At 74.3% G+C, this 22,895-nt stretch carries 16 protein-coding genes; 13 read left to right on the plus strand and 3 right to left on the minus strand.

Annotation, left to right across the window (positions count from 1 at the left end; all coding sequences use genetic code 11):
* Positions 1 to 260 precede the first annotated feature (260 nt).
* From OG403_RS24930 to OG403_RS24960, 7 genes are all read left to right on the plus strand, one after another.
* Entirely contained in the window at positions 261 to 917 is a 657-nt protein-coding gene (locus OG403_RS24930; RefSeq protein WP_329567999.1) for a response regulator, read from the plus strand.
* Between the two features lie 118 nt (positions 918 to 1,035).
* Positions 1,036 to 3,795, plus strand: coding sequence for a DNA translocase FtsK (locus OG403_RS24935; RefSeq protein WP_329568001.1), 2,760 nt, complete (start codon positions 1,036 to 1,038; stop codon positions 3,793 to 3,795).
* Between the two features lie 148 nt (positions 3,796 to 3,943).
* Complete coding sequence (locus OG403_RS24940) at positions 3,944 to 4,801, plus strand: helix-turn-helix domain-containing protein (protein WP_329568003.1); 858 nt, start codon at positions 3,944 to 3,946, stop codon at positions 4,799 to 4,801.
* Between the two features lie 87 nt (positions 4,802 to 4,888).
* Positions 4,889 to 6,379: a 30S ribosomal protein S12 methylthiotransferase RimO gene (rimO, locus tag OG403_RS24945; protein ID WP_329568005.1), complete on the plus strand. Its 1,491-nt coding sequence runs from the start codon at positions 4,889 to 4,891 to the stop codon at positions 6,377 to 6,379.
* Positions 6,376 to 7,014, plus strand: a complete 639-nt coding sequence (gene pgsA, locus OG403_RS24950; RefSeq protein WP_329568007.1) for a CDP-diacylglycerol--glycerol-3-phosphate 3-phosphatidyltransferase — start codon at positions 6,376 to 6,378, stop codon at positions 7,012 to 7,014. Before rimO ends, pgsA begins: the two co-directional genes overlap by 4 nt.
* A complete protein-coding gene (locus tag OG403_RS24955; RefSeq protein ID WP_329568009.1) occupies positions 7,011 to 7,523 on the plus strand; it encodes a CinA family protein in 513 nt (170 codons plus the stop codon). The genes pgsA and OG403_RS24955 overlap by 4 nt, the downstream gene beginning before the upstream one ends.
* Positions 7,524 to 7,718: 195 nt before the next feature.
* Positions 7,719 to 8,087: a helix-turn-helix domain-containing protein gene (locus tag OG403_RS24960; protein ID WP_329568011.1), complete on the plus strand. Its 369-nt coding sequence runs from the start codon at positions 7,719 to 7,721 to the stop codon at positions 8,085 to 8,087.
* A 298-nt stretch (positions 8,088 to 8,385) separates the two neighbouring features.
* Here OG403_RS24960 and OG403_RS24965 read toward each other — a convergent pair whose 3' ends face one another.
* Positions 8,386 to 13,032 carry an ATP-dependent helicase gene (locus OG403_RS24965; RefSeq protein WP_329568013.1) on the minus strand — a complete coding sequence of 1,549 codons (4,647 nt, stop codon included), beginning with the start codon at positions 13,030 to 13,032 and terminating at the stop codon, positions 8,386 to 8,388.
* A 160-nt stretch (positions 13,033 to 13,192) separates the two neighbouring features.
* Between OG403_RS24965 and OG403_RS24970 the strand changes: the two genes are divergently transcribed.
* From OG403_RS24970 to recX, 4 genes are all read left to right on the plus strand, one after another.
* Positions 13,193 to 14,755 carry a S8 family serine peptidase gene (locus tag OG403_RS24970; protein WP_329568015.1) on the plus strand — a complete coding sequence of 521 codons (1,563 nt, stop codon included), beginning with the start codon at positions 13,193 to 13,195 and terminating at the stop codon, positions 14,753 to 14,755.
* Positions 14,756 to 14,781: 26 nt separating this feature from the next.
* On the plus strand, positions 14,782 to 14,976 hold the full coding sequence (locus tag OG403_RS24975) for a DUF3046 domain-containing protein (protein WP_329568016.1): 195 nt from the start codon (positions 14,782 to 14,784) through the stop codon (positions 14,974 to 14,976).
* Between the two features lie 178 nt (positions 14,977 to 15,154).
* Positions 15,155 to 16,276 (plus strand): recombinase RecA, encoded by a 1,122-nt coding sequence (gene recA / locus OG403_RS24980; RefSeq protein WP_329568018.1) that lies wholly within the window; start codon positions 15,155 to 15,157, stop codon positions 16,274 to 16,276.
* 358 nt (positions 16,277 to 16,634) lie between these two features.
* Positions 16,635 to 17,351, plus strand: a complete 717-nt coding sequence (recX, locus tag OG403_RS24985; RefSeq protein ID WP_329572532.1) for a recombination regulator RecX — start codon at positions 16,635 to 16,637, stop codon at positions 17,349 to 17,351.
* Between the two features lie 82 nt (positions 17,352 to 17,433).
* Here recX and OG403_RS24990 read toward each other — a convergent pair whose 3' ends face one another.
* On the minus strand, positions 17,434 to 19,131 hold the full coding sequence (locus OG403_RS24990; protein ID WP_329568020.1) for an FAD-dependent monooxygenase: 1,698 nt from the start codon (positions 19,129 to 19,131) through the stop codon (positions 17,434 to 17,436).
* A gap of 474 nt (positions 19,132 to 19,605) precedes the next feature.
* Here OG403_RS24990 and OG403_RS24995 point away from each other — a divergent pair, with 474 nt between their 5' ends.
* Positions 19,606 to 20,358 (plus strand): response regulator transcription factor, encoded by a 753-nt coding sequence (locus OG403_RS24995; protein ID WP_329568022.1) that lies wholly within the window; start codon positions 19,606 to 19,608, stop codon positions 20,356 to 20,358.
* A gap of 2 nt (positions 20,359 to 20,360) precedes the next feature.
* On the plus strand, positions 20,361 to 21,788 hold the full coding sequence (locus tag OG403_RS25000) for a sensor histidine kinase (protein ID WP_329568024.1): 1,428 nt from the start codon (positions 20,361 to 20,363) through the stop codon (positions 21,786 to 21,788).
* Between the two features lie 25 nt (positions 21,789 to 21,813).
* Here the strand turns inward: OG403_RS25000 and OG403_RS25005 are convergent, their stop codons facing one another.
* On the minus strand, positions 21,814 to 22,806 hold the full coding sequence (locus OG403_RS25005) for a TAXI family TRAP transporter solute-binding subunit (RefSeq protein ID WP_329568026.1): 993 nt from the start codon (positions 22,804 to 22,806) through the stop codon (positions 21,814 to 21,816).
* Positions 22,807 to 22,895 lie beyond the last annotated feature (89 nt).

A 22,895-nucleotide genomic window follows, 5' to 3' on the forward strand; every position in this document is an offset into this window, starting at 1 on the left:
TGGACATCGGCGTTTACTGGCGAGCCGGACCGGGAACCCGCTAGGGTCACTCATCGTTGCGAACAGTGACCGGATGGCGACGGTGTGCAGATCCGCGCGCCGCAACCGTCCGGGGCGGCAGGTGCGGGATCGGCCTGTTGTGACCATCCGATAGGGCAGGGCTTGGGGGTGCGGCTAGCATGACCGGGTCGGTGGCAGGCGGTACACAGGTGCCGGCGCGCGGGAAATCACTGGGCTATCCGGCAGGAGGGCGGGTCGTAGTGCAGAAGGCGAAGATCCTCCTGGTCGACGACCGACCGGAGAACCTGCTGGCGCTGGAGGCCATCCTCTCGGCGCTGGACCAGACGCTGGTCCGTGCCGCCTCGGGGGAGGAGGCGCTCAAGGCGCTGCTCACCGATGACTTCGCGGTGATCCTGCTGGACGTCCAGATGCCGGGCATGGACGGTTTCGAGACGGCGGCGCACATCAAGCGCCGCGAGCGGACCAGGGACATCCCGATCATCTTCCTGACCGCGATCAACCACGGCCCGCACCACACCTTCCGGGGGTACGCGGCCGGCGCGGTGGACTACATCTCCAAGCCGTTCGACCCCTGGGTGCTGCGCGCCAAGGTCTCCGTCTTCGTCGACCTCTACGTGAAGAACTGCCAGCTCAAGGAGCAGGCGGCGCTGCTGCGGCTGCAGTTGGACGACGGCCGCCAGAGCAACGGCCGCCAGGGCGGGGATTCGGCGGAGCCGCTGCTGGCCGAGCTGTCCGCGCGGCTGGCCTCGGTGGAGGAGCAGGCCGAGGCACTGACCAAGCAGCTGGGCGACTCGCCCGAGACCGGGGCGGCGGCCACCGCCGCCCACCTGGAGCGCAAGCTGGTCGGCCTGCGGGCCGCGCTGGAGGCGCTGCGACCGGGCGCCGAGCAGGCCTGAGCCACTCGGGTGAATCGGCGGCCGGCTGACGGCGTGTCGGCCGGCCTGGGCGACACGCCAGGGGCATGACGGTCGGTCATGTGTCCACGGCTCAGGGCCGCCGGTAGGCTCTGGTGCCATGGCCTCACGGACGCCCGGCAGCACGGCACGCAAATCGACTCCGGGACCGGCGAAGAAGGCCGCCCCGGCGAAGAAGGCCACGGCCCGCAAGGCGTCAGCCGCCAAGCCGCCCGTCAAAGGCGCCGCCGCGAAGGCCCCGGCCAAGGCCGCCGCGCGGAGGGCTCCGGCCAAGAAGGCAGCCGCCGCACCGGTGGCCCCGGCAGCCCGGCCCAGGACTCGGCAGCCGATCCTGTTCCGCGCCGTGCGCGCCTGCTGGCTGGGCCTGGCGCACAGCGTGGGCGCGCTCTTCCGCGGCTTCGGCGACGGCGCCAAGGGCCTGCACCCGGCGCACCGCAAGGACGGCGTGGCGCTGCTGCTGCTGGCCCTCGCGCTGGTCACTGCCGCCGGCACCTGGTTCAGCCCGCAGGGCTGGCTGGGCGACGCCGCCACCAACGTGGTCAGCGGTCTGTTCGGCCGCGTCGCGGTCCTGGTCCCGCTGCTGCTGGCCGCGACCGCGATCCGGCTGATGCGTCACCCGGGGCTGCCGGAGGCCAACGGACGGATCGCGATCGGTCTGAGCACGCTGGTGCTCGGCGTCCTCGGCCTGGTCCACATCGGCTGCGGCGCCCCGGGGATGCAGAGCGGGGCGACCCGGATCCGGCAGGCGGGCGGGATCCTCGGCTGGGCCGCCTCCACCCCGATGCTGGCCGCCGCCGGGCCGCCGCTGGCCGTGCCGCTGCTGTTGCTGCTGGCCTTCTTCGGCCTGCTGGTGGTCACCGCCACCCCGGTCAACAAGATCCCCGAGCGGCTGCGGCTGCTCGGCGAGCGGCTGGGCGTGCTGGAGCCCTCGATGGCGGACGAGCTGGACGGGCTGGACGAGTACGGCGAGCCGTACGCCACCGGCGACCGCGAGCTGTCCACCGAGCCGCCGGAGGACGCCGACCCGGACGCGCTGCCCTACACCGTCGAGGAGGACCCGGACGACGAGGTCGGCGCCCGCCGGCGCCGGCGCGGGCGGCGCAAGCAGGTGGACGAGGCGGAGCCGGCGTCCGCCGTCCCCGACATGTTCGTCAAGGACCCGTTCCAGACCCGCGACATCGCCGCCGGTGTGGCCGCCGACCTGGACGGCGCGCTGCTGCACGGCGTGCCGGCCTCGCCGGCGGTGGCCAGCATCATGCACCAGGTGCAGGACCGCACCGCGCCGCCGGAGGAGCCGGCCGTGCCACCGGCCCGTACCGCGGCGGCCGGTGAGCCCGCCGCGCCCCCCGAGCACACCCCCGCGCCGGCCCGGATGGAGCAGCTCCAGCTGCTCGGCGGCGCCGAGTACGTGCTGCCCTCGCTGGACCTGCTGGAGCGCGGCGGCCCCGGCAAGACCCGCAGCGAGCTCAACGACCTGGTGGTCGCCCAGCTCACTTCCACCTTCGGCGAGTTCAAGGTGGACGCGAAGGTCACCGGCTTCACCCGGGGCCCGACGGTCACCCGCTACGAGGTGGAGCTCGGCCCGGCCGTCAAGGTCGAGCGGATCACCGCGCTGGCCAAGAACATCGCCTACGCGGTGGCCAGCGCCGACGTGCGGATCATCAGCCCGATCCCCGGCAAGTCCGCGGTCGGCATCGAGATCCCCAACGGCGACCGCGAGATGGTCAACCTCGGCGACCTGCTGCGCTCGCGCAGCGCCGCCGAGGACACCCACCCGATGGTGGTCGGCATGGGCAAGGACGTCGAGGGCCACACGGTGCTCGCCAACCTGGCCAAGATGCCGCACATCCTGGTCGCGGGTGCCACCGGCGCGGGCAAGTCCTCCTGCATCAACTGCCTGATCACCTCGATCCTGGCCCGGGCCACCCCGGACGAGGTCCGGATGGTGCTGGTCGACCCCAAGCGCGTCGAGCTGACCGCCTACGAGGGCATCCCGCACCTGATCACGCCGATCATCACCAACCCGAAGAAGGCGGCCGAGGCGCTGCAGTGGGTGGTCCGCGAGATGGACCTGCGCTACGACGACCTGGCCGCCTACGGCTTCCGGCACGTGGACGACTTCAACGCCGCGGTCAAGGCCGGCAAGGTGACCCCGCCGCTGGGCAGCGAGCGGGAGCTGCGGCCGTATCCGTACCTGCTGGTGATCGTCGACGAGCTGGCCGACCTGATGATGGTCGCGCCGCGCGACGTCGAGGACTCGGTGGTCCGGATCACCCAGCTGGCCCGGGCGGCCGGCATCCACCTGGTGCTCGCCACCCAGCGCCCCTCGGTGGACGTGGTGACCGGCCTGATCAAGGCCAACGTGCCGTCCCGGCTGGCCTTCGCCACCTCGGCGATGGCCGACTCCCGGGTCATCCTGGACCAGCCCGGCGCCGAGAAGCTGATCGGCAAGGGCGACGCGCTCTTCCTGCCGATGGGTGCCAGCAAGCCGGTCCGGATGCAGGGCGCCTTCGTCACCGAGGCCGAGATCGCGGCCGTGGTGCAGCACTGCAAGGACCAGCTGGCCGCCAGCTACCGCGAGGACGTCACGGTCGGCGCCGGGCCCAAGAAGGAGATCGACGAGGAGATCGGCGACGACCTGGACCTGCTGATCCAGGCGGCCGAACTGGTGGTCTCCACCCAGTTCGGGTCGACCTCGATGCTGCAGCGCAAGCTGCGGGTGGGCTTCGCCAAGGCCGGGCGGCTGATGGACCTGATGGAGTCGCGCGGCATCGTGGGTCCCAGCGAGGGCTCCAAGGCCCGGGACGTCCTGGTGAAACCCGACGAACTGGACGGCGTGCTGGTCACCATCCGCGGGTAGCGGCTGAGGGGATGTCAGCGGCCCGCCGGGCCGCCGGGATCCCCTGGCCGGGCCCTGCGCGTTCGGTCGTACTCAGGTTGAGAAACGATTCACCCGCACCCCTAGACTGATTCCTCAGCAGGTGGCCTCCGCTCGAAAGGCGCGCCCAGTGACCATCGGCAAGTCCTCGGACCGCGACAACCGCCGATCCTCCGACGCCTCCAGCCCCGCCGAGCCGCGTCCGGCCGGCCAGCACGACACGACCATCGGCCGGACCCTGGCCGAGGCCCGACTGGCCGCCGGGCTGACGGTGGATGAGGTGAGCTCCGGCACCCGGGTGCGGGTCCCGATCGTGCACGCCATCGAGGAGGACGACTTCAGCCGCTGCGGAGGAACCTTCTACGCCCGCGGCCACATCCGCTCGATCGCCCGCGCCGTCGGCGCCGACGGCGACGCGCTGGTGGCCCGCTACGACGAGATCCACGGCACCGAACCGGTGGCGCTCGCCCCGGTGTCCACCCTGGACGCCCGGCGGATCAGGGCCGACCGGGGCCGGCCGAGCTGGACCGCCGCGATGCTGGTGGCGATCGGCGCGGTGGTCCTGCTGATCGCCTTCAACCTGGTCAGCGGCAAGTCCGGCGGTGCGGCGGTCGGCGCGGCCAGCTCCCCGCTGCCCAGCCCTTCGGCGCCGGCCTCGCCCGGTGACACGCCCGCCCAGCCGCCCGCGCCGGCCTCCAGCGTCGCCCCGATCGCCGCCGCTCCGGCCGACAAGGTGACCGTCAAGCTGGTCGCCGACAGCGGCGCCAGCTGGGTCTCGGCGCTGGACGGCGACGGCAAGTCGCTCTTCCAGAACAACCTGGACCAGGGCCAGGACCAGACCTTCACCGACCCCAAGCAGATCAAGCTGGTGATCGGCAACGGGGCCGCCGTGCACCTGTACGTCAACGGCAAGGATCTCGGTCCCGCCGGCAAGGACGGCCAGGTGGTGCACCTCACCTACACCCCCGGCGACCCGCAGGCCGGCTAGGCCCGCCTGGTGCCCGGCAGCGCCCGATCTTCGCCGCGCGGACTCCGGGGGAAACGGCACCGGGGGCCGCGCGTTAATCTTGGCCCTATGCCTGAACGCCGTACTGTCGCCCTGGTCACGCTCGGATGCGCCCGCAACGAGGTCGACTCCGAGGAACTCGCCGGGCGACTGGAGGCCGATGGCTGGCAACTGGTCGATGACGCGAGCGAAGCGGATGTCGCCGTCGTCAACACCTGTGGCTTCGTCGAGGCCGCCAAGAAGGACTCCGTGGACGCCCTGCTGGAGGCCAACGACCTCAAGGGCCACGGCCGGACCCAGGCCGTGGTCGCGGTCGGCTGCATGGCCGAGCGCTACGGCAAGGAGCTGGCCGACGCGCTGCCCGAGGCCGACGGCGTGCTCGGTTTCGACGACTACGCCGACATCAGCGACCGGTTGCAGACCATCCTCTCCGGCGGCCAGCACGCCGCGCACCTGCCGCGTGACCGTCGCAAGCTGCTCCCGCTGACCCCGGTCGAGCGCCAGGCCGCGGCGGCCGAGATCGCGCTGCCGGGGCACGGTGCCCCGCAGGACCTGCCCGAGGGCCTGGCGCCCGCCTCGGGACCGCGCACCCTGCGCAAGCGGCTGGACGACAGCCCGGTGGCCTCGATCAAGCTCGCCTCCGGCTGCGACCGGCGCTGCTCGTTCTGCGCCATCCCGGCCTTCCGCGGCTCCTTCGTCTCCCGCCGGCCCTCGGACGTGCTGAACGAGGCCGTCTGGCTGGCCGAGCAGGGGGTCAGCGAGGTGGTCCTGGTCAGCGAGAACAACACCTCCTACGGCAAGGACCTGGGCGACATCCGCCTGCTGGAGACCCTGCTGAGCGAGATCGCCGCGGTGCCCGGCATCGAGCGGGTCCGGGTCAGCTACCTGCAGCCCGCCGAGATGCGCCCCGGCCTGATCGAGGCGATGACCTCGACCGCCGGCGTGGTCCCGTACTTCGACCTCTCCTTCCAGCACTCGGCTCCCGCCGTGCTGCGCCGGATGCGCCGGTTCGGCAACACCGAGCAGTTCCTGGACCTGCTGAGGACCATCCGCGACAAGGCCCCGCAGGCCGGTGCCCGGTCCAACTTCATCGTCGGCTTCCCCGGCGAGAGCGAGCAGGACTTCGCCGAGCTGGAACGGTTCATCACCGAGGCCGGGCTGGACGCGATCGGCGTCTTCGGCTACTCCGACGAGGACGGCACCGAGGCCGCCACCTTCGAGGGCAAGCTGCCCGAGGACGTGGTGGCCGAGCGGCTGGCCAAGCTGACCCGGCTCGCCGAGGAGCTGACCGCGCAGCGGGCGGAGCAGCGGATCGGCAGCGAGGTGACGGTGCTGGTGGAGGCCGTCACCCCGGTGGAGGGCGGTGACGAGGACGACGAGGATCTGCTGGTCGAGGGCAGAGCGGCCCACCAGGCTCCGGAGACCGACGGCCTGACCACCCTGGTCGGGGCGCCCGAGGCCGAGGTAGGCCAGTACTACCGGGCCCGCGTGGTGGCCAGCGAGGGTGTCGACCTGGTCGCCGAGGCGATCGAGCTGGTCCGCAAGGCGGCCGCGGCATGACCGGCGGGCCGGGCAGCCCGGCAGCGGCCCGCCCGGCCCATCCGGGGGCGGTGCCGGTGGTGGGGCCCTCGCTGTGGAACCTCGCCAATCTGCTGACCATGCTCCGTCTCGCCCTGGTGCCGGTCTTCGCGGCGCTCCTGCTGGCCGACGGCGGGCACAACCCCAAGTGGCGGGCGGTGGCCTGGGCGGCCTTCGCGATCGCCATGATCACCGACCTGTTCGACGGGGAGATCGCCCGTCGCAAGGGCCTGGTCACCGACTTCGGCAAGATCGCCGACCCGATCGCCGACAAGGCGATCATGGGAGCCGCGCTGATCGGCCTCTCGGCGCTGGGGGACCTGCCGTGGTGGATCACGGTGGTGATCCTGGCCCGGGAGCTGGGCATCACGCTGCTGCGGTTCTGGGTGATCCGCTACAGCGTGATCCCGGCCAGCCGGGGTGGCAAGATCAAGACCCTGACCCAGGGCATCGCGGTGGGCATGTACGTGCTGCCGCTGACCGGCTGGCTGGCGACCGCGCGCGCGGTGCTGCTGGGGCTGGCGGTGCTGCTGACCGTGGGCACCGGGGCCGACTACGTCCGCCAGGCCGTCCGGCTGCGCCGGGAGGGCCAGGCCAGGGAGAGGGCACAGCGATGACCGAGTTCGTGGCGGCGGCCGAGCGAGTGCACGCCGAGCTGCGCGCGCTGGGTGCCACCCTGGCGGTCGCCGAGTCGCTGACCGGTGGTCTGCTGGCCGCGCGGCTGGTGGAGGTCCCGGGTGCCTCGCAGACCTTCCGCGGTTCGGTGACCGCGTACGCCACCGAGCTGAAGGCCTCCGTGCTGGGTGTGGACGAGGGACTGCTCGCGATCGAGGGGCCGGTCCACCCGGTGGTGGCCCGGCAGATGGCCGAAGGGGTGCGCCGACTGCTGGGTGCCACCTACGGACTGGCCACCACGGGCGTGGCCGGACCGACCGAGCAGGACGGCCGGGGAGTCGGCACAGTGCACCTCGGTTTCGCCGGTCCGGGGGGAACTGTCGCGAGATCGCCCCGGCTGTCGGGGGACCGTGCCACAATCCGACGCAAGGCCGTGGCCGGGGCTCTGGAGCTGTTCCTGGACCGGATCGCGACCGAGCAGAGCGCTACCGGCACCACAGGCGTCAGCTGAACAACGCCTGAACAGGCAGAATCCGGGGAACCTCTCTACGGGAGGGGCGTGCCGGCGCCCGGGGCGGGAACAACAGGGGAGGGGAGAGGCTTGCAGCCCAGAGTGAACACGACCACGGTCCCCGCACACGAAGCGGGCAAGGCGGTACGGTGGGGACGTGACATCTCGATCCGCAGTCCGAGGAGGGAGCCACCGATGATCCTGCTCCGTCGCCTCTTGGGTGACGTCCTGCGTCGGCAGCGCCAGCGCCAGGGCCGCACTCTGCGAGAGGTGTCGGCCGCCGCACGAGTCTCGCTCGGCTACCTCTCCGAGGTCGAGCGCGGGCAGAAGGAGGCCTCCTCCGAACTGCTCTCAGCGATCTGCGACGCGCTCGACGTCCGGATGTCCGAGGTCATGCGCGAGGTGAGCGACGAGTTGTCGCTGGCCGAACTCGCCGCGATGGCCGCGCTCTCCGAGGACGGCCTGCTGCGTCCGGTGCTGGAGCCCGTGCCGTTGCCGGCGCCGGGCGACCGGATGAGCTCGATCACTCCCAAGGCCGCGGCTGTGGACGTCGTCGCTGCCTGACCTCGCCCTGTTCACGGGGGGCCGAGAGAAGGAGTCACCCGTGCACCGGTCGACCGAAGGCGGGCCCGCGGGCCGAATAGGCCGTGGCGGCCGACGCCGGTTACCGCTTCCGCTCGGTGTGCGTCGGCTGCTGTCCGCCGTACCGCTGGGCATCGTGATCACCGGTGCGCTCTGCTGGTGGCTGCTGCCCGGGGGCAGCGGATCCGGTGCGGTCCTCGCGCTGCTCACGCTGGGCGGCTGGGGCCTGGGTGTGCTGCCGGTGCACAGTGACCGGCAGCCGGTGCGGTCCCGGCGCCGGCTAACCGCGCAGCCGCAGCCCGCGCGGAGTGGCGTGGAACCCGCCGGTCTCCAGGACCGCGCCGAGTGCTGAGCCCAGCGCGGCCTCGCCGTTCGCCCGCTCCACCGTCAGACCGCTGAGCAGGCCGTGCCGCACCCCCTCGGCCAGGGCTCGCACCGCCGCTGCCAGCACCGCCTCGTCCTCGGTCCAGCAGAGCAGTGACTTCCCGCCGCGCTCCAGGTAGAGCGCGAGTTCGCCGTCGACCAGCACCACCAGCGCCCCGGCCTTGCGGCCCGGGCGGTGGGCGCCGGCCTGCTCACCCGGCGGCTCGGGCCAGGGCAGTGCCGCCCCGTACGCGTTGGCCGGGTCGGCCGCCGCCAGCAGCTGGGCCTGCGGCTGGGTGGCCTGGGCCGCCGCCGGGCCCGCCGCACCGGGCCAGTCGGTGGCGGCGCGCTCCAGGCGGCTGTTGACCGAGCGCAGCCGGTCCACCGCGCCGTCCATCGCGAACTGCGCACCGCCCAGCCCCTCGACCAGATAGCCGCGGCGGGCCCGGCCGCGCTCCTCGAAGGCGGAGAGCACCCGGTAGACGGCCGCGAAGCCCCCCTGGACCCGCTCGGCCTGCGCGGTGCCCCGGGTGAGCACCCCGTGCCGGTCGAGCAGCACCTGGGCCTGGGCGGCGGCCCTGGCGGTCGGCTCGGCCGGCTCGGGCAGCAGTGACCAGCGACCACCCACCGTGGGGTCGGCGGGCCGGGCCGGGGTGCGGCCCAGGGCGCCGTAGCGCCCGCGTGGCACGCTGCGCGGGGCCCGGTGCGCGGTGCCGCCCGCCGTGCGGGCCGAGCCGAGCAGCGCGCGCACCGGACCCAGCGTGTCGTTGGTGATCCGCCCCGCCCAGACCAGATCCCAGAGCGCGGTGACCAGTTCGGCCGGCGGCTCGTCCGGCAGTTGCCGACGCAGTTGCTCGAAGAGGACTCCATAACCGCTGGAGAGCGCCTCGAGCAGCGCTTCATGCTGCGGGGTGAGAGTCAGCGGGAGCGGCTCGGGGCGGAGCAGGTCGGCGTTCTCGGTCAGGTGCAGGCTGATCCAGCCGTCCTTGCCGGGCAGCGCCCCGGCCCCGGACCAGCCGATCTCGCCGTCGGCCATCAGCTTGTCCAGCAGCTCGGGCCGGTAGTCGCTCAGCCGGCCGGGCAGCACCAGCCGCTCCAGCGCGGAGGCGGGCACGGCAGCGCCCTGGAGCTGCTCGACCACCCGGAACAGGCCGTCCTCGCCCCGCAGCTGATGACCGCTCAGGTGCTGCCACTGCGGCAGGAAGGCGGCCAGCGCGCGCGGCGGAACCGCCTCGACCTCCTGGCGCAGCGCTGCCAGCGAGCGGCGGCGCAGGCGGCGCAGGCTCTGCGCGTCGCACCACTCGGGCTCGCCGGTGCCGCCCGCTTCCATCGGGCGGAACTCGCCGGCCACCAGGCGCCCGGTGGCGGTCAGTCGCTGCAGGGCACCGGTGACCACGGCGGTGCCCAGGCCGAAGCGGGTGGCGGCCTGCTGGGCGGTGAACGGGCCGTGGGTGCGGGCATGGCGGGCCAGCAGGTCGCCGAGCGGGTCCTTGACCGGTTCGGTGAAGGCCTCGGGGATGCCGACCGGCAGCGGAGTGCCGAGCGCGTCGCTGAGCCGCCCCGCGTCCTCGATGGCGGCCCAGCGCTGCTCGCCGGCGATCCTGACCGGGATGATCCGGCGGGCGGCCTGCAACTCGGCGGGCCACGGGGGCTCGGCGCCGCGCACGGCGAGTTCCGCGGTGCTGAGCGGGCCGAGCAGGCGCAGCGCGTCGGCGACCCCTTCGACGTCCTTGATCCGGCGCTCGGGGGTGAGCCGCTGCAGCTCCGTCTCCAGCTCGGCCAGCACCGCCGGATCGATCAGCTCCCGCAGCTCGGCCTGGCCGAGCAGCTCGGCCAGCAGCCGGGAGTCCAGCGCGAGCGCGGCGGCCCGGCGCTCGGCGAGCGGCGAGTCGCCCTCGTAGAGGTACTGGGCGACGTAGCCGAAGAGCAGCGAGCGGGCGAAGGGCGAGGGCTCGGGGGTGGTGACCTCGACCAGGCGCACGGCGCGTGACTCCAGGTCACGCATCAGCTCGACCAGGCCGGGCAGGTCGAAGACGTCCTGGAGGCACTCGCGCACGGCCTCCAGCACGATCGGGAAGGAGCCGAACTCGCCCGCCACCTCGAGCAGCTGGGCGGCCCGCTGGCGCTGCTGCCAGAGCGGGGTGCGCTTGCCCGGGCTGCGTCTGGGCAGCAGCAGGGCGCGCCCCGCACACTCGCGGAACCGGGAGGCGAACAGCGCCGAGCCGCCGACCTGGTCGGTGACCAGCTGCTCGATCTCGGCCGGGTCGAAGAGCGCGGCGTCGGCGCCGACCGGGGCCTGGTCGGGTGCGGGAGCGCCAGGAGCGGGGAAGTCCAGCAGATCGGCGTCCGGCAGCCGCAGCACGATGCCGTCGTCACCGTGCATCACCTGCGGGTCCAGGCCGTGGCGCTCGCGCAGCCGGGCACCGAGCGCCAGCGCCCAGGGGGCGTGCACCTGGGCGCCGAAGGGGGAGTGGATGACGATCCGCCAGTCGCCGAGTTCGTCACGGAAGCGCTCGACCACGATGGTGCGGTCGTCCGGCAGGTGGCCGGCGGCCTGGCGCTGCTCGGCCAGGTAGCCGAGCAGGTTGCCGGCCGCCCAGTCGTCCAGCCCGGCGCTCAGCAGCCGCGCCCTGGCCTCGGGCTCGGGCAGTCCGCCCAGCTCGCGGACGAAGGCGCCCAGCGCCCGGCCCAGCTCCAGCGGGCGGCCCAGTGAGTCGCCCTTCCAGAACGGCAGCCGCCCCGGCACCCCGGGGGCCGGGGTGACCAGCACCTTGTCGTGGGTGATCTCCTGGATCCGCCAGGAGCTGGTGCCCAGGGTGAAGACGTCGCCGACCCGGGACTCGTAGACCATCTCCTCGTCCAGCTCTCCCACCCGGCCACCTCCCCCTCCCTTCTTCGGGTCCGAGCCGGCGATGAAGACGCCGAACAGGCCCCGGTCGGGGATGGTGCCGCCGGAGGTGACGGCCAGGCGCTGGGCGCCGGGGCGGCCGGTGACGGTGCCGGCGACCCGGTCCCAGACCAGCCGGGGGCGCAGCTCGGCGAAGGCGTCCGACGGGTAGCGGCCGGCCAGCATGTCGAGCACCGAGTCGAAGGCCGACCGGGGCAGGGAGGCGAACGGGGCGGCCCGGCGGACCAGGGTGAGCAGCTCGTCCACGTCCCAGGTGTCCAGCGCGGTGATCGCGACCAACTGCTGGGCCAGCACGTCCAACGGGTTGCGCGGCACCCGCAGGGCCTCGATCCGCCCGGCCCGCATCCGCTCGACGACCACGGCGGACTGGACCAGGTCGCCGCGGTACTTGGGGAAGACCACACCGGTGGAGACCGCGCCGACCTGGTGCCCGGCTCGGCCGACCCGCTGCAGGCCGGAGGCGACCGAGGGCGGCGACTCGACCTGGACCACCAGATCGACCGCGCCCATGTCGATGCCCAGCTCCAGGCTGGAGGTGGCCACCACGGCGGGCAGCCGGCCGGCCTTCAGCTCCTCCTCCACCAGGGCGCGCTGCTCCTTGGAGACCGAGCCGTGGTGGGCCCTGGCCAGGATCGCCGGCGCGCCCTTGGCGGCGCCGGCCTCGGCCATCAGCTGGGCCGGGCTGTGGTGCTCGGGCAGCGGGGCGCCGGTGGCCCGCTCGTGGGCGATCTCGTTCAGCCGGTTGCACAGGCGCTCGGCCAGCCGGCGGGAGTTGGCGAAGACGATGGTCGAGCGGTGCGCCTGCACCAGGTCGACGATCCGCTCCTCGACGTGTGGCCAGATCGAGGCAGCCCGCGCCGGGTCCTCGGTGGCGGGGCCGGTGGCCGGGGCCGGTGAGAGCTCGCCGAGGTCGGCGACCGGGACCACCACGGACAGGTCGAAGCGCTTGGCGGCGGGCGGCTGCACGATGGTCGCGCCGCGCTGCGGGCTGAGGAAGCGCGCCACCTCCTCGACCGGGCGGACGGTGGCGGACAGGCCGATCCGGCGGGCCGGGCGCTCCAGCAGCTCGTCCAGCCGCTCCAGGCTGAGCGCCAGGTGGGCGCCGCGCTTGGTGCCGGCCACGGCGTGCACCTCGTCCAGGATCACCGTGTCGACACCGCGCAGCGCCTCCCGGGAGGCGGAGGTGAGCAGCAGGAAGAAGGACTCGGGGGTGGTGATCAGGATGTCGGGCGGGTGGCTCTGGAACTTGCGCCGGTCGGCCGCCGGGGTGTCACCCGAGCGGATGCCCACCTGCACCTCGGGCTCGGGCAGCCCGAGCCGGATCGAGGCCTGGCGCAGACCGGCCAGCGGCGCGCGCAGGTTGCGCTCGACGTCGACGGCCAGGGCCTTCAGCGGGGAGATGTAGAGCACCCGCAGCCGCTTGCGGGGCTCGGCGGGGGGAGGGGTGCTGCTGAGGTGGTCCAGCGCGGAGAGGAAGGCGGCCAGCGTCTTGCCGGAGCCGGTGGGGGCCACCACCAGCACGTCGTTCCGCTCGCGGATGGCCGCCCAGGCGCCGGACTGGGCGCTGGTCGGGCCGTCGAAGGCGGCTTCGAACCAGGCCCGGGTGGCCGGGGCGAAGCCGGCCAGCGGGTCGCGGGGGGAGGGCTGTTCCGCCATGCCCCCATAGTGCCGCGCGGCACTGACAGCGACGGCCGGGACGGTACCGCCGGATGGCTGCGCGGCCGGGTCAGAAAAGACGCAAAGCAGGTATTCCGCTCATATCGTGATGCTTCGTGCGGTCCGCGTGTGGGCCCGCCCGAGGAGCGGAGGACACCCGATGGCCGAGGTGCGACTGGTCTCCCGTGGTCCGCTGCGCCGCCGGGCGCTGCTGCTGCGCAGCGCGCCGACCGTGCTGGCGGCGGCCCTGCTGCTGGGGGGCGCGGTCCCCTACCTCTCCGGGTCCGAGCGCGGCTACCTCAGCTACCTGGTGCTGGCCGACCGGCTGGACTCCCAGGGGGCCGCCACCGCTCAGCAGGCCGCGCGGGCGGTGGGCGGCCAGGTGGTGCAGGACTATCCGCAGATCGGGGCGGTGCTCGCGTACGCGAACGACGGCCGGTTCGCGGAGCGGCTGCGCGTCCGACCCGGAATCGCCGCCGTCGGTGCGACCCGGACCGCCCCCGTGCCGGGACCGCCCGGTGCCCTGTCCGGGGCCGGGGGCTTCCACGGCTCGGGCTCGGACTCGGACCGCTTCGCGGGTGGCAAGGCGGTGGTGGACGGCAGGGCGGTGGCGGACGGCATGGAGGGCGACAGCACGCCGACCGTGCCCGACCCCGGGGAGCGGGTCGGCTGGAACCTCGCCATGATGGGCGCCGCGGCCACCGCCCAGGCCCCGGCCGCGCTGCTCGCCGCGCCGGCGCCGACCGGGGCCCGGGACGCCGCGCGCGAGTCGGCGCTCCGTCAGGTCCTGGTGGCCGTACTGGACTCGGGAGTCGATGACACCCACCCGGACCTGCGCAACGCGGTCAGCCCCGGCGACTCGGCCTCCTGCGCCGACGGCCGGCCCGACGCCCGGTTCGGCGCCTGGCGCCCCGACAGCGGGGTCACCGAGAGCGGCCACGGCACGCACGTGGCCGGACTGATCGGGGCGGCCCGGGACGGCCACGGGGTGGTCGGCGTCGCCCCCGGGGTGCGGATCGCGGCCGTGCGGCTGCTCGGCCCGCTCGGGCAGTACTACCCGGAGAACATCGTCTGCGGGCTGCTCTGGGCCGCCGACCACGGTGCGGTGGCGGTCAACGACAGCTACTTCGCCGACCCGTGGAAGTACAACTGCCCCGAGGATCCGGACCAGGGCGCGATGAGCCTGGCGGTGGGCCGCGCGGTGGCCTATGCCCAGCGGCGCGCCCTGGTGGTCGCCTCGGCCGGGAACGACGGGCAGGACCTGGCGGGGCCCAGGGTCGACCAGCGCAGCCCCAACGACCGGCTCTCCGGCCCGGCGCAGGACCGCCGACTGGGTACCGAGTGCGTCCGGCTGCCCGGCGAGCTGCCCGGGGTGCTCTCGGTCAGCGCGGTCACCAGGACCGGGGCCCTCGCCCCCTACTCGAACTTCGGCGAGGGGCGGATCGCGCTGGCGGCCCCCGGCGGCGACCCGGACGCCGGGCCCGACGACGCGATCGTCTCGGACTGGCCGGGCGGACGGTACGCGGCGCTGGCCGGTACCTCGATGAGTGCCGCCCATGTCACCGGCGCGATCGCGGTGGCCGCCGCGCTGCACCCGGGCTGGGGCCCGGACCGGCTGCGCGGGCTGCTGCTGGCGCAGGCCGGGGCGAACTGCCCGATCGGCCCCGGCCTCTGCCGCGACCGGCGCAGCTACGGGGCGGGCATCGTCGCGCTGCCGCGGTGAGCGCGGGGCGGGCGATACTGGGCGGCATGAGGCTGACCGAGTTCTGGCGACGGATGGACGAGCACTTCGGGGCTGGGTACGCGGAGTCGTTCGCCCGGGACCACGTGATGAGTGAGCTGGGCGGTCGCACCGTGCACCAGGCGCTGGAGGCGGGCTGGGAGGCCAAGGACGTCTGGCGGGTGCTCTGCCAGGTGATGGGGGTCTCGGCGCAGCTGCGCTGAGTCGCGGTGCACCCGATCGGCCGGGGTCGGGTGTGCGAACATTATCGAACTGGTGTTCCCTATACTGGTTTCCCGGCGAGTTTTCCACAGGCCGAGCCCGTTCGGGGCGGATTGTCGGTGGGACGCGCTAGCGTCGAGGACGATGAAGCGCACAGCACAGAACCCGAGGGTGGCAGCCATGGCAGGGACGGACCGCGAGAAGGCTCTTGAGACCGCACTCGCCCAAATTGAGCGGCAGTTCGGCAAGGGCTCGGTGATGCGCCTGGGCGACCAGGCCCGTGCCCCGATCGACGTGATCCCCACCGGGTCCACCGCGCTGGACGTGGCGCTCGGCGTCGGCGGCCTGCCGCGTGGCCGGGTGATCGAGATCTACGGCCCCGAGTCCTCCGGCAAGACCACGCTGACCCTGCACGCCGCGGCCAGCGCGCAGAAGCTCGGCGGCACGGTCGCGTTCGTCGACGCCGAGCACGCCCTGGACCCGGAGTACGCCCGCAAGCTGGGCGTCGACACCGACTCGCTGCTGGTCTCCCAGCCGGACACCGGTGAGCAGGCGCTGGAGATCACGGACATGCTGATCCGGTCCGGCGCGATCGACCTGATCATCATCGACTCGGTGGCCGCGCTGGTGCCGCGCGCCGAGATCGAGGGTGAGATGGGCGACTCGCACGTGGGTCTGCAGGCCCGCCTGATGAGCCAGGCGCTGCGGAAGATCGCCGGTGCGCTGAACCAGTCGAACACCACCGCGATCTTCATCAACCAGCTGCGCGAGAAGATCGGTGTGATGTTCGGCTCGCCGGAGACCACCACCGGTGGCCGGGCGCTGAAGTTCTACGCCTCGGTGCGCCTGGACATCCGCCGGATCGAGACCCTCAAGGACGGCACCGAGGCGGTCGGCAACCGCACCCGGGTCAAGGTGGTCAAGAACAAGGTCGCCGCACCGTTCAAGCAGGCCGAGTTCGACATCCTCTACGGTCACGGCATCAGCTGGGAGGGTGGCCTGATCGACATGGGTGTCGAGCACGGCTTCATCCGCAAGGCCGGCGCCTGGTACACCTACGAGGGCGACCAGCTCGGCCAGGGCAAGGAGAACGCCCGCAACTTCCTGCGCGACAACCCGGCGCTGGCCGAGGAGATCGAGAAGAAGATCAAGGTCAAGCTGGGCATCGGGGTCGACCCGGACGCGCCCGTCGAGGGTGCGGCCGCTCCGGCCGGCGAGGTGGCGGACGGCGCGGTCAAGCCGATCACCGCCACCGCGGCGAAGGCGGCCCCGGCCAAGAAGGCGGCGGCGGCGAAGGCCTGAGCGACTGATGAGGAGCGAGCCGGGGGGCGAGTCGGCGCAGTCGGGCGAGTGGGGGCCGCGCGACTGGTGTGCCAGCGGCATCGGGGGCGAGAGCTTCGACCTCGCCCCCGAGCCTGCCGTCGGCCGTCCGCGTCGCGCTGTTCCGGTGCCCGGGTCGGCGCGCAAGCCCGAGTCCGAGTGGGCGGGGCGGACCGGTCGGTGGGGCGAGGAGCGGTCCAGCGCGGACCAGCCGGTCAAGGACTGGGCGATCGAGGCGTCAGCGACTGAGGCCGTCGCGGTCAAGGGGGAGCAGGAGGGCGAGCGCCCGGACTGGGTGGTGGATGCCGAGGAGGGGGCGGCGTCCGCCGCCGAGCCGCCGGTGTCGCCCGCCCGGGCCCGCAGGCCCGCCGGTGGGCGCGGCACCGCCTCGGCCGGCGGCACGCGACGCGGCTCGGGGACGCGCGGCTTCGGCGAACGCTCGGGGGGTGCGCGGGAGGGGCGCGCGCGGGCGCGCCGGGAGTCCGGCGAGCCACCCGCCGCCCGCGAGCCCGGCCGCTCCCGCGCAGCCGCCGGGCAGGCGGCGGAGCAGGATCCGGCCGCCCGGGCCAGGGACATCTGCCTGCGCCTGCTCACCGGCACGCCGCGGACCCGTAAGCAACTGGCCGACGCGCTGCGCAAGCGGGAGATCCCGGACGAGGTGGCCGAGGAGGTGCTCTCCCGCTTCGAGGAGGTCGGCCTGATCGACGATGCCGCCTTCGCCGCCGCCTGGGTCGAGTCCCGGCATGCCGGTCGCGGGCTGGCCCGCCGGGCGCTGGCCCAGGAACTGCGCACCCGGGGGGTGGCCGGTGCGCTGGTCGAGGAGGCGGTGGCCCAGCTCGACCCGGACGAGGAGGCGGCCACCGCCCGGGTCCTGGTCGAGCGCAAGCTGCGCACCACCGCGGGCCTGGAACGGCAGGCCAGGATGCGTCGCCTGGTCGGCATGCTGGCCCGCCGCGGCTATCCGGAGGGCCTTGCCTTCCGGGTGGTGCGCGAGGTGCTGGACGCCGAGGGGGAGAGCGCCGAGGAGCTGGAGGACTGGTCGCTCGGCAGCGGCTGACGGCGCGCCGCGAGCCGGCGACCGGGCAGCAGCCGACGGCGTGTCAGCCGACGGTGTGCCGCCCGCCGCCCGCCGGCCGGCCTCAGGCCGACTGCTCGGCGCCGGCCAGCGGGGTCGGCCCGCCCCGGGCCCGGTCGGCCAGCGCCAGCAGGTCCTCGGCCTGGCAGCCCTGGGTGATCCCGACCAGATGCCCGTCCGGGCGGACCAGCAGCACGGTGTGCGCCCCGGCGCCCGGGTACTCCTCGGTGATCAGCACCTCGGTCGGCACCGGCAGCGCCGCCGCCACCTCCGCCAGCCGGGGCATCAGCCCCGCGCCCATCCAGCGCTCGGCCGACCAGACCGCCGTGCCCGGTGCGACCAGCAGCAGCAGGAAGGTCGCGCCCAGTCGCGCGTACAGCTGGTCGGGGGCGCCCTCGGTGGTGACCACCGGGAGGTCGGGGACCAGCACCCCGGGCGCGGTGGCCGGCAACTGCTCGCTCAGCGCCGTCCCCCGCCCCGGTCCGCGCTGTACCGGCACCGCGCCGACCCGCCCCGGCACCCCCGAGGGCGCTGCCGGGTAGGCGGGGGCGCCGCCGAACCGCCCGGTGCCGAGCAGCCCGTCGGTGAGCAGCGGCGCGTGCTTGCGGAACGAGCCGGTGAGCAGCGAGCGCCGGGTCTGCTGCCAGCCGCGCAGCGGGCGCAGCAGCGGCATCGCCTGGTCCACCGCGCGCAGCCGGGCGCCGACCGCCCCGCGCCGCTCCGCCTCGTACCCGTCCAGCAGTGAACCGCCGGACTGCGACCCGCCGGAGATCGGGGGAAGGTGCCAGGCGACCGCCAGGCGCCAGGCGAGGTTGTCCACGTCGCGCAGCCCGTCGGCCAGGTTCTGCATGCCGAGCGCGCCGTGCAGGTGGGCGGCGTCGCCGGCCAGGAAGCAGCGACCGCTGCGGAACCGGGCGGCGAGCCGCTGCTGGGCGGTGTGGTCGGCGGCGGCCAGCAGCTCGTAGCGCGGCAGTTGGCCGCACCAGCCGGTCAAGGTCGATTTCACCCGGGTGAGCAGGGTGTCCCCGGTGACCAGACCCGGCCAGGTGGCATGCGGGTCGACCGGCTCGCTGGGCACCGGCCGGCCGAGCGGCAGTCGCCAGTCCAGGCGCCACAGGCCGTCCGGCAGAGGTCGGGCCGAGGCCTCGCGGTCGCCGCGCCAGGGCGGTTCGCGGTGCAGCCGGGCCTCGCCGGGGAACGGCAGATCGACCCGGACGGTGGCGATCGCGTGCCGGTCCACCGCCGGGCGACCGGGGAACCGGATGCCCAGCAGCTTGCGCACCGCCGACCTGGCCCCGTCGCAGCCGACCAGGTGGCTGGCCCGCCACCAGGTGTCCGTGCCGTCCTGCGGGTGCCGGCTGCGCACGCTGACGCCGTCCCGGTCCTGGTCGATCTCCTCCACCCGGGAGTGCGGCACCAGCTGGATCAGCCCGGTCGCGGTGGCCGCGTCCCGCAGGCCGCGCTGCAGCCGGTGCTGCGGCAGGTGCAGCACCGGATGGTCCGTCAGATCGCGCTCCAGCACCTGTTGCCGGCGTCGCCAGACGGTCAGCCGCTCCCAGCGCGCGGCGTCCGAAGCGGCCCGCAGATAGCCCAGCCGCTCGAGGAAGGCGGTGGTATCCGCCCCGAGCACGGTGCTGCGCGGCCCTTCGGGGCAGACTCCGCTGCCCTGGTCGAGCACGATGCTCGGGACCTCGTGGCGGGCCAGGGCCAGCGCCATCGCCAGGCCCACCGGACCGGCGCCCACCACGATCACCGGGTCCACGGACGGCCTCCGCACCGCAGCTGGGGGAAGGTCGCAGGCGAACCGATGGCGAGGGGAGCGTCGCAGGTCCCGGGTGGTGTCACGAAGAGCAATGCAACAGAGTGCCTGGGAGTCCGTCAAGCAGCGGCCGGTGTGCGCCGGTTCGTGCCGCAGCGCCAGGATGGCTCGATCCGGTGGGCGAGCGCGGTGCGGCGGGGGCGCGGCAGGGGTGCGGCAGCGGGGCACGCGGATCCCGGCGGGCCGAATATCGGGGGCTGGGGCCGGCGGAGCCTGCAGCCCCCGACGGGCAGACCCTAAGTCGGCCGGTCGGCGGCCGCCAGGTGATCTGAGCGGAACTTGAGGATCACGAAAGGGCCACGCGCCCCGCGCCCGCCCCCGTGGGGGCTGGCCGCGACGGTGGGCGGTGGGGGAGGATGGCCGCTTCGCCGACAGCCGGGGGCTGCCGGAGGTGGATCTGACCGGGAAGGATGTGGGATGCGGCTGCTCCTCGTCGAGGACGATGACCGGGTCGCGGCGGCGCTGGTCGCCGTCCTCAGCCGGCACGGCTTCCAGGTGCGGCACGCCCGCAGCGGTCATGAGGCACTCGACGCGCTGGTGCCCGACGGCAGCGACCCGTACCGGGTGGTGCTGCTGGACCTGGGCCTGCCCGACCGGGACGGCTTCGAGGTGTGCAGCCGGATCCGGGCCGGCAGCGGCGTGCCGGTGATCATGGTGACCGCCCGGGCCGACATCCGCTCCCGGATCCACGGCCTCAACCTGGGCGCCGACGACTACATCACCAAGCCCTACGACATGGGCGAGCTGCTGGCCCGGATCCACGCGGTGGCCCGGCGCTTCCAGCCCGCGCCGCCCGCGGCGGCGGCCGACGGCCCGGCGGCGCCGGTCGGCCCCGGCTCGCTGGAGTCCTGGGGGGTCAGCATCGACCGAGAGCGCCGCCGGGTCAGCGTGGCCGGCCGCGACGTGCCGCTCACCCGCAAGGAGTTCGACCTGCTGGCGCTGCTCGCGCAGAGCCCCGGCGTGGTCTACCGGCGCGAGCAGATCTTCAGCGAGGTCTGGCGCAGCGGCTGGGAGGGCAACGGACGGACCCTGGAGGTGCACATCGGCTCGCTGCGCACCAAGCTGGCGCTGCCCGGCCTGGTCGAGGCGGTGCGCGGGGTCGGCTACCGGCTGATCCCGCAGTCGCCGACCCAGCAGGGCGGCGCGAGCGGAGCGGGCAGCGCGACCTAGTCATGCGTACCCGCCTGCTCGGCATCCTGCTGGCCCTGATGGTCGCCGTGCTGGCGGCCCTCGGCGTGCCGCTGGCCGCCGCCATGGCCGCGGCCGAGCAGAGCCGCACCGTGGTCGACCGGATGGACGATGTGGCCCGCTTCGCCCAGGAGCTGCCCACCCAGGGCCTGCCCGCGCGCGGCGCGGTCGGCTCCGATCCGGCCGTCCCGACCGATCCGAGCGCCATCCAGCTGCACGAGCTGCAGTTGGAGGCCTCCCGCTACCAGGAGCTCTACGGGGTGCGGATCGGCCTGTTCATGGCCGACGGCCGGATGCTCGCCGTGGCTCCCGCCGACTGGCACCTGCCGACCAGCGGCAACGGTGCCGAGGCGGTCCAGGAGGCCAGGGACGGCCGACGCAGCCACAACCCGCCGCAGGTCTGGCCCTGGACCCCGGACCGCACCCTGACCGTCGCCTCCCCGGTGGTCCGCGACGGCGACGTGGTGGCGCTGGTGGTCACCGAGTCGCCGACCGCCGCGCTGCGCTCGCGGATCCTGCACCGCTGGCTGCTGCTGGGCGGCGGCGAGGCGGTCGCGATGATCGCCGCCGTGCTGCTCGCGGTACGGCTGACGGGGTGGGTGCTGCGTCCGGTGCGCACCCTGGACCGGGCGGCCCACGACATCGCCACCGGACGGATGAACGCGCGGGTCGCGCCGGCCGGCGGCCCGCCGGAGCTGCGGCGGCTGGCCGCCTCGTTCAACGACATGGCCGACCATGTGGTGCTGGCGCTCGACCAGCAGCGGGCCTTCGTCGCCGACGCCTCGCACCAGCTGCGCAACCCGCTGGCCGCGCTGCTGCTGCGGGTCGAGCTGCTCGGCCTGGAGCTGCCCGAGCAGCACGAGACGGAGCTGGCGCAGGTCCGCGAGGAGGGGGTCCGGCTGGCCCGGGTGCTGGACGACCTGCTGGGCCTGGCCACCGCCGAGGGCGCTCGCCCCGAGCCGGAGCCGGTGGACCTGACCGCGCTGGTGCTGGCCAGGGTGGACGCCTGGCAGCCGCTGGCCGCTCGGCGCGGCGTGCGGCTGGCCTGCGGGACGCCGCCGCCGGCCCGTGGCTGGGCGGACCCGATCGGGGTCGGCAGCGCGCTGGACGCGGTGCTCGACAACGCGGTCAAGTTCAGCCCGGCCGACGGCACGGTCGCGGTCACGCTGCAGGTGCGCAAGCACGAGGTGGCGATCACCGTGGCGGACTCCGGGCCGGGGCTGACCGAGGAGGAGCTGGCCCGGGTCGGTGACCGGTTCTGGCGCAGCGCCCGGCACCAGAACGTGGACGGCTCGGGCCTGGGCCTGTCGATCGCGCGCACCCTGCTGCTGGCCGGCGGCGGCTCGCTGGAGTTCGCCGCGGCCGAGCCGACCGGGCTGGCCGTCACCCTGATCGTCCCGCGCGAGCACTGACCAGCCACCGGACGGGCTTCGAGGCTCAGGGCTTGACGGACCGGTAGTACCGTTCGGCGCCCTCGTCCAGCGGCAGCGGGTCGGTGTAGACGGCGGTGCGCAGGTCCACCAGCTGGGCCGCGTGCACCTGGGTGCCGATCGGGTCCCGGCTGTCGATCACGGCCCGGGTGAGCCCTTCGACGAGCCCCGGGTCCACGTCGTCGCGGGTGATCAGCAGATTGGGCACCGCCATGGTGAGCACGGCCTGGGTCTTCGGGTAGACCCCGGCGGGCAGTACCGCGGTGCGCCAGGCGTCGGTGTCGCTGCTCGCCTGGTGCAGCTTGTCGGTGAGGTCGCCCAGCGGCACGATCCGGATCGGGAACCTGGCCGCCAGGCCGGTCAGCGCGGAGGTGGGCAGTCCACCGGACCAGAAGAACGCGTCCAGTTGGCCGTGCGCCAGTTCGGTGCTGGCGTCGCCGACGCCGAGCGGGGCGGGGGTGATGTCGGTGTCCGGGTTGATCCCGGCGGCGAGGAGCAGTTCGCGGGTCACCAGTTCCACCCCGGACTTGGGTTCGCCCACCCCGACCCGCTTGCCCTTGAGGTCGGCCACCGACTGCACCGGGGAGTCGGCCGGGACCACCAGCTGCAGGTAGTCGTCGTAGAGCCGGGCGATCGCCCGCAGCTTGTCCTTGCCGGGGCCGGGGAACTCCGCCACCGCGTCGGCGGTGGCTATCGCGAAGGAGTCCTGGCCGGAGGCGACCCGCTCCAGGTTGTCCACCGAGCCCTGGCTGGGGTCGAGCCGCAGCTCCACGCCGGGCATCGCGGTGTGCAGATAGGACTGCAGCAACTCCCCGTACTGGGTGTAGACCCCCTCGGGTACGCCGGTCGCGAAGCCGTCGACCCCCTTGGGATAGCCGACCGGCCGACCGGCGGTCAGCCACCAGCCGCCGACCGCGCCCACCACCAGCAGCAGCGCGGCCAGCAGCGGCCAGAGCCGCCGCCGGGCGGCGGTGCGCGGCCGGGCCGTGGTCGAGGTCATGCGGGGGATCCTGCCAGGCGAAGCCGTCGGACGGGAGGGGGGTGGGCCCATCTCGCCGCAGCGCGCCACCGGAGCGCGCCGCGCTGCCC

It is taken from the genome of Kitasatospora sp. NBC_01266, assembly GCF_036242395.1.
GTDB lineage: Bacteria > Actinomycetota > Actinomycetes > Streptomycetales > Streptomycetaceae > Kitasatospora.

Bases quoted from the DNA above. Each gene is read 5' to 3' on its own strand.
- recA (WP_329568018.1), top strand. From the start codon at position 15,155: ATGGCAGGGACGGACCGCGAGAAGGCTCTTGAGACCGCACTCGCCCAA.
- pgsA (WP_329568007.1), top strand. From the start codon at position 6,376: ATGACCGGCGGGCCGGGCAGCCCGGCAGCGGCCCGCCCGGCCCATCCG.
- OG403_RS24970 (WP_329568015.1), top strand. From the start codon at position 13,193: ATGGCCGAGGTGCGACTGGTCTCCCGTGGTCCGCTGCGCCGCCGGGCG.
- rimO (WP_329568005.1), top strand. From the start codon at position 4,889: ATGCCTGAACGCCGTACTGTCGCCCTGGTCACGCTCGGATGCGCCCGC.
- OG403_RS24975 (WP_329568016.1), top strand. From the start codon at position 14,782: ATGAGGCTGACCGAGTTCTGGCGACGGATGGACGAGCACTTCGGGGCT.
- OG403_RS24960 (WP_329568011.1), top strand. From the start codon at position 7,719: ATGATCCTGCTCCGTCGCCTCTTGGGTGACGTCCTGCGTCGGCAGCGC.
- OG403_RS24995 (WP_329568022.1), top strand. From the start codon at position 19,606: ATGCGGCTGCTCCTCGTCGAGGACGATGACCGGGTCGCGGCGGCGCTG.
- OG403_RS25005 (WP_329568026.1), bottom strand. From the start codon at position 22,806: ATGACCTCGACCACGGCCCGGCCGCGCACCGCCGCCCGGCGGCGGCTC.
- OG403_RS24965 (WP_329568013.1), bottom strand. From the start codon at position 13,032: ATGGCGGAACAGCCCTCCCCCCGCGACCCGCTGGCCGGCTTCGCCCCG.
- OG403_RS24955 (WP_329568009.1), top strand. From the start codon at position 7,011: ATGACCGAGTTCGTGGCGGCGGCCGAGCGAGTGCACGCCGAGCTGCGC.
- OG403_RS25000 (WP_329568024.1), top strand. From the start codon at position 20,361: ATGCGTACCCGCCTGCTCGGCATCCTGCTGGCCCTGATGGTCGCCGTG.
- OG403_RS24935 (WP_329568001.1), top strand. From the start codon at position 1,036: ATGGCCTCACGGACGCCCGGCAGCACGGCACGCAAATCGACTCCGGGA.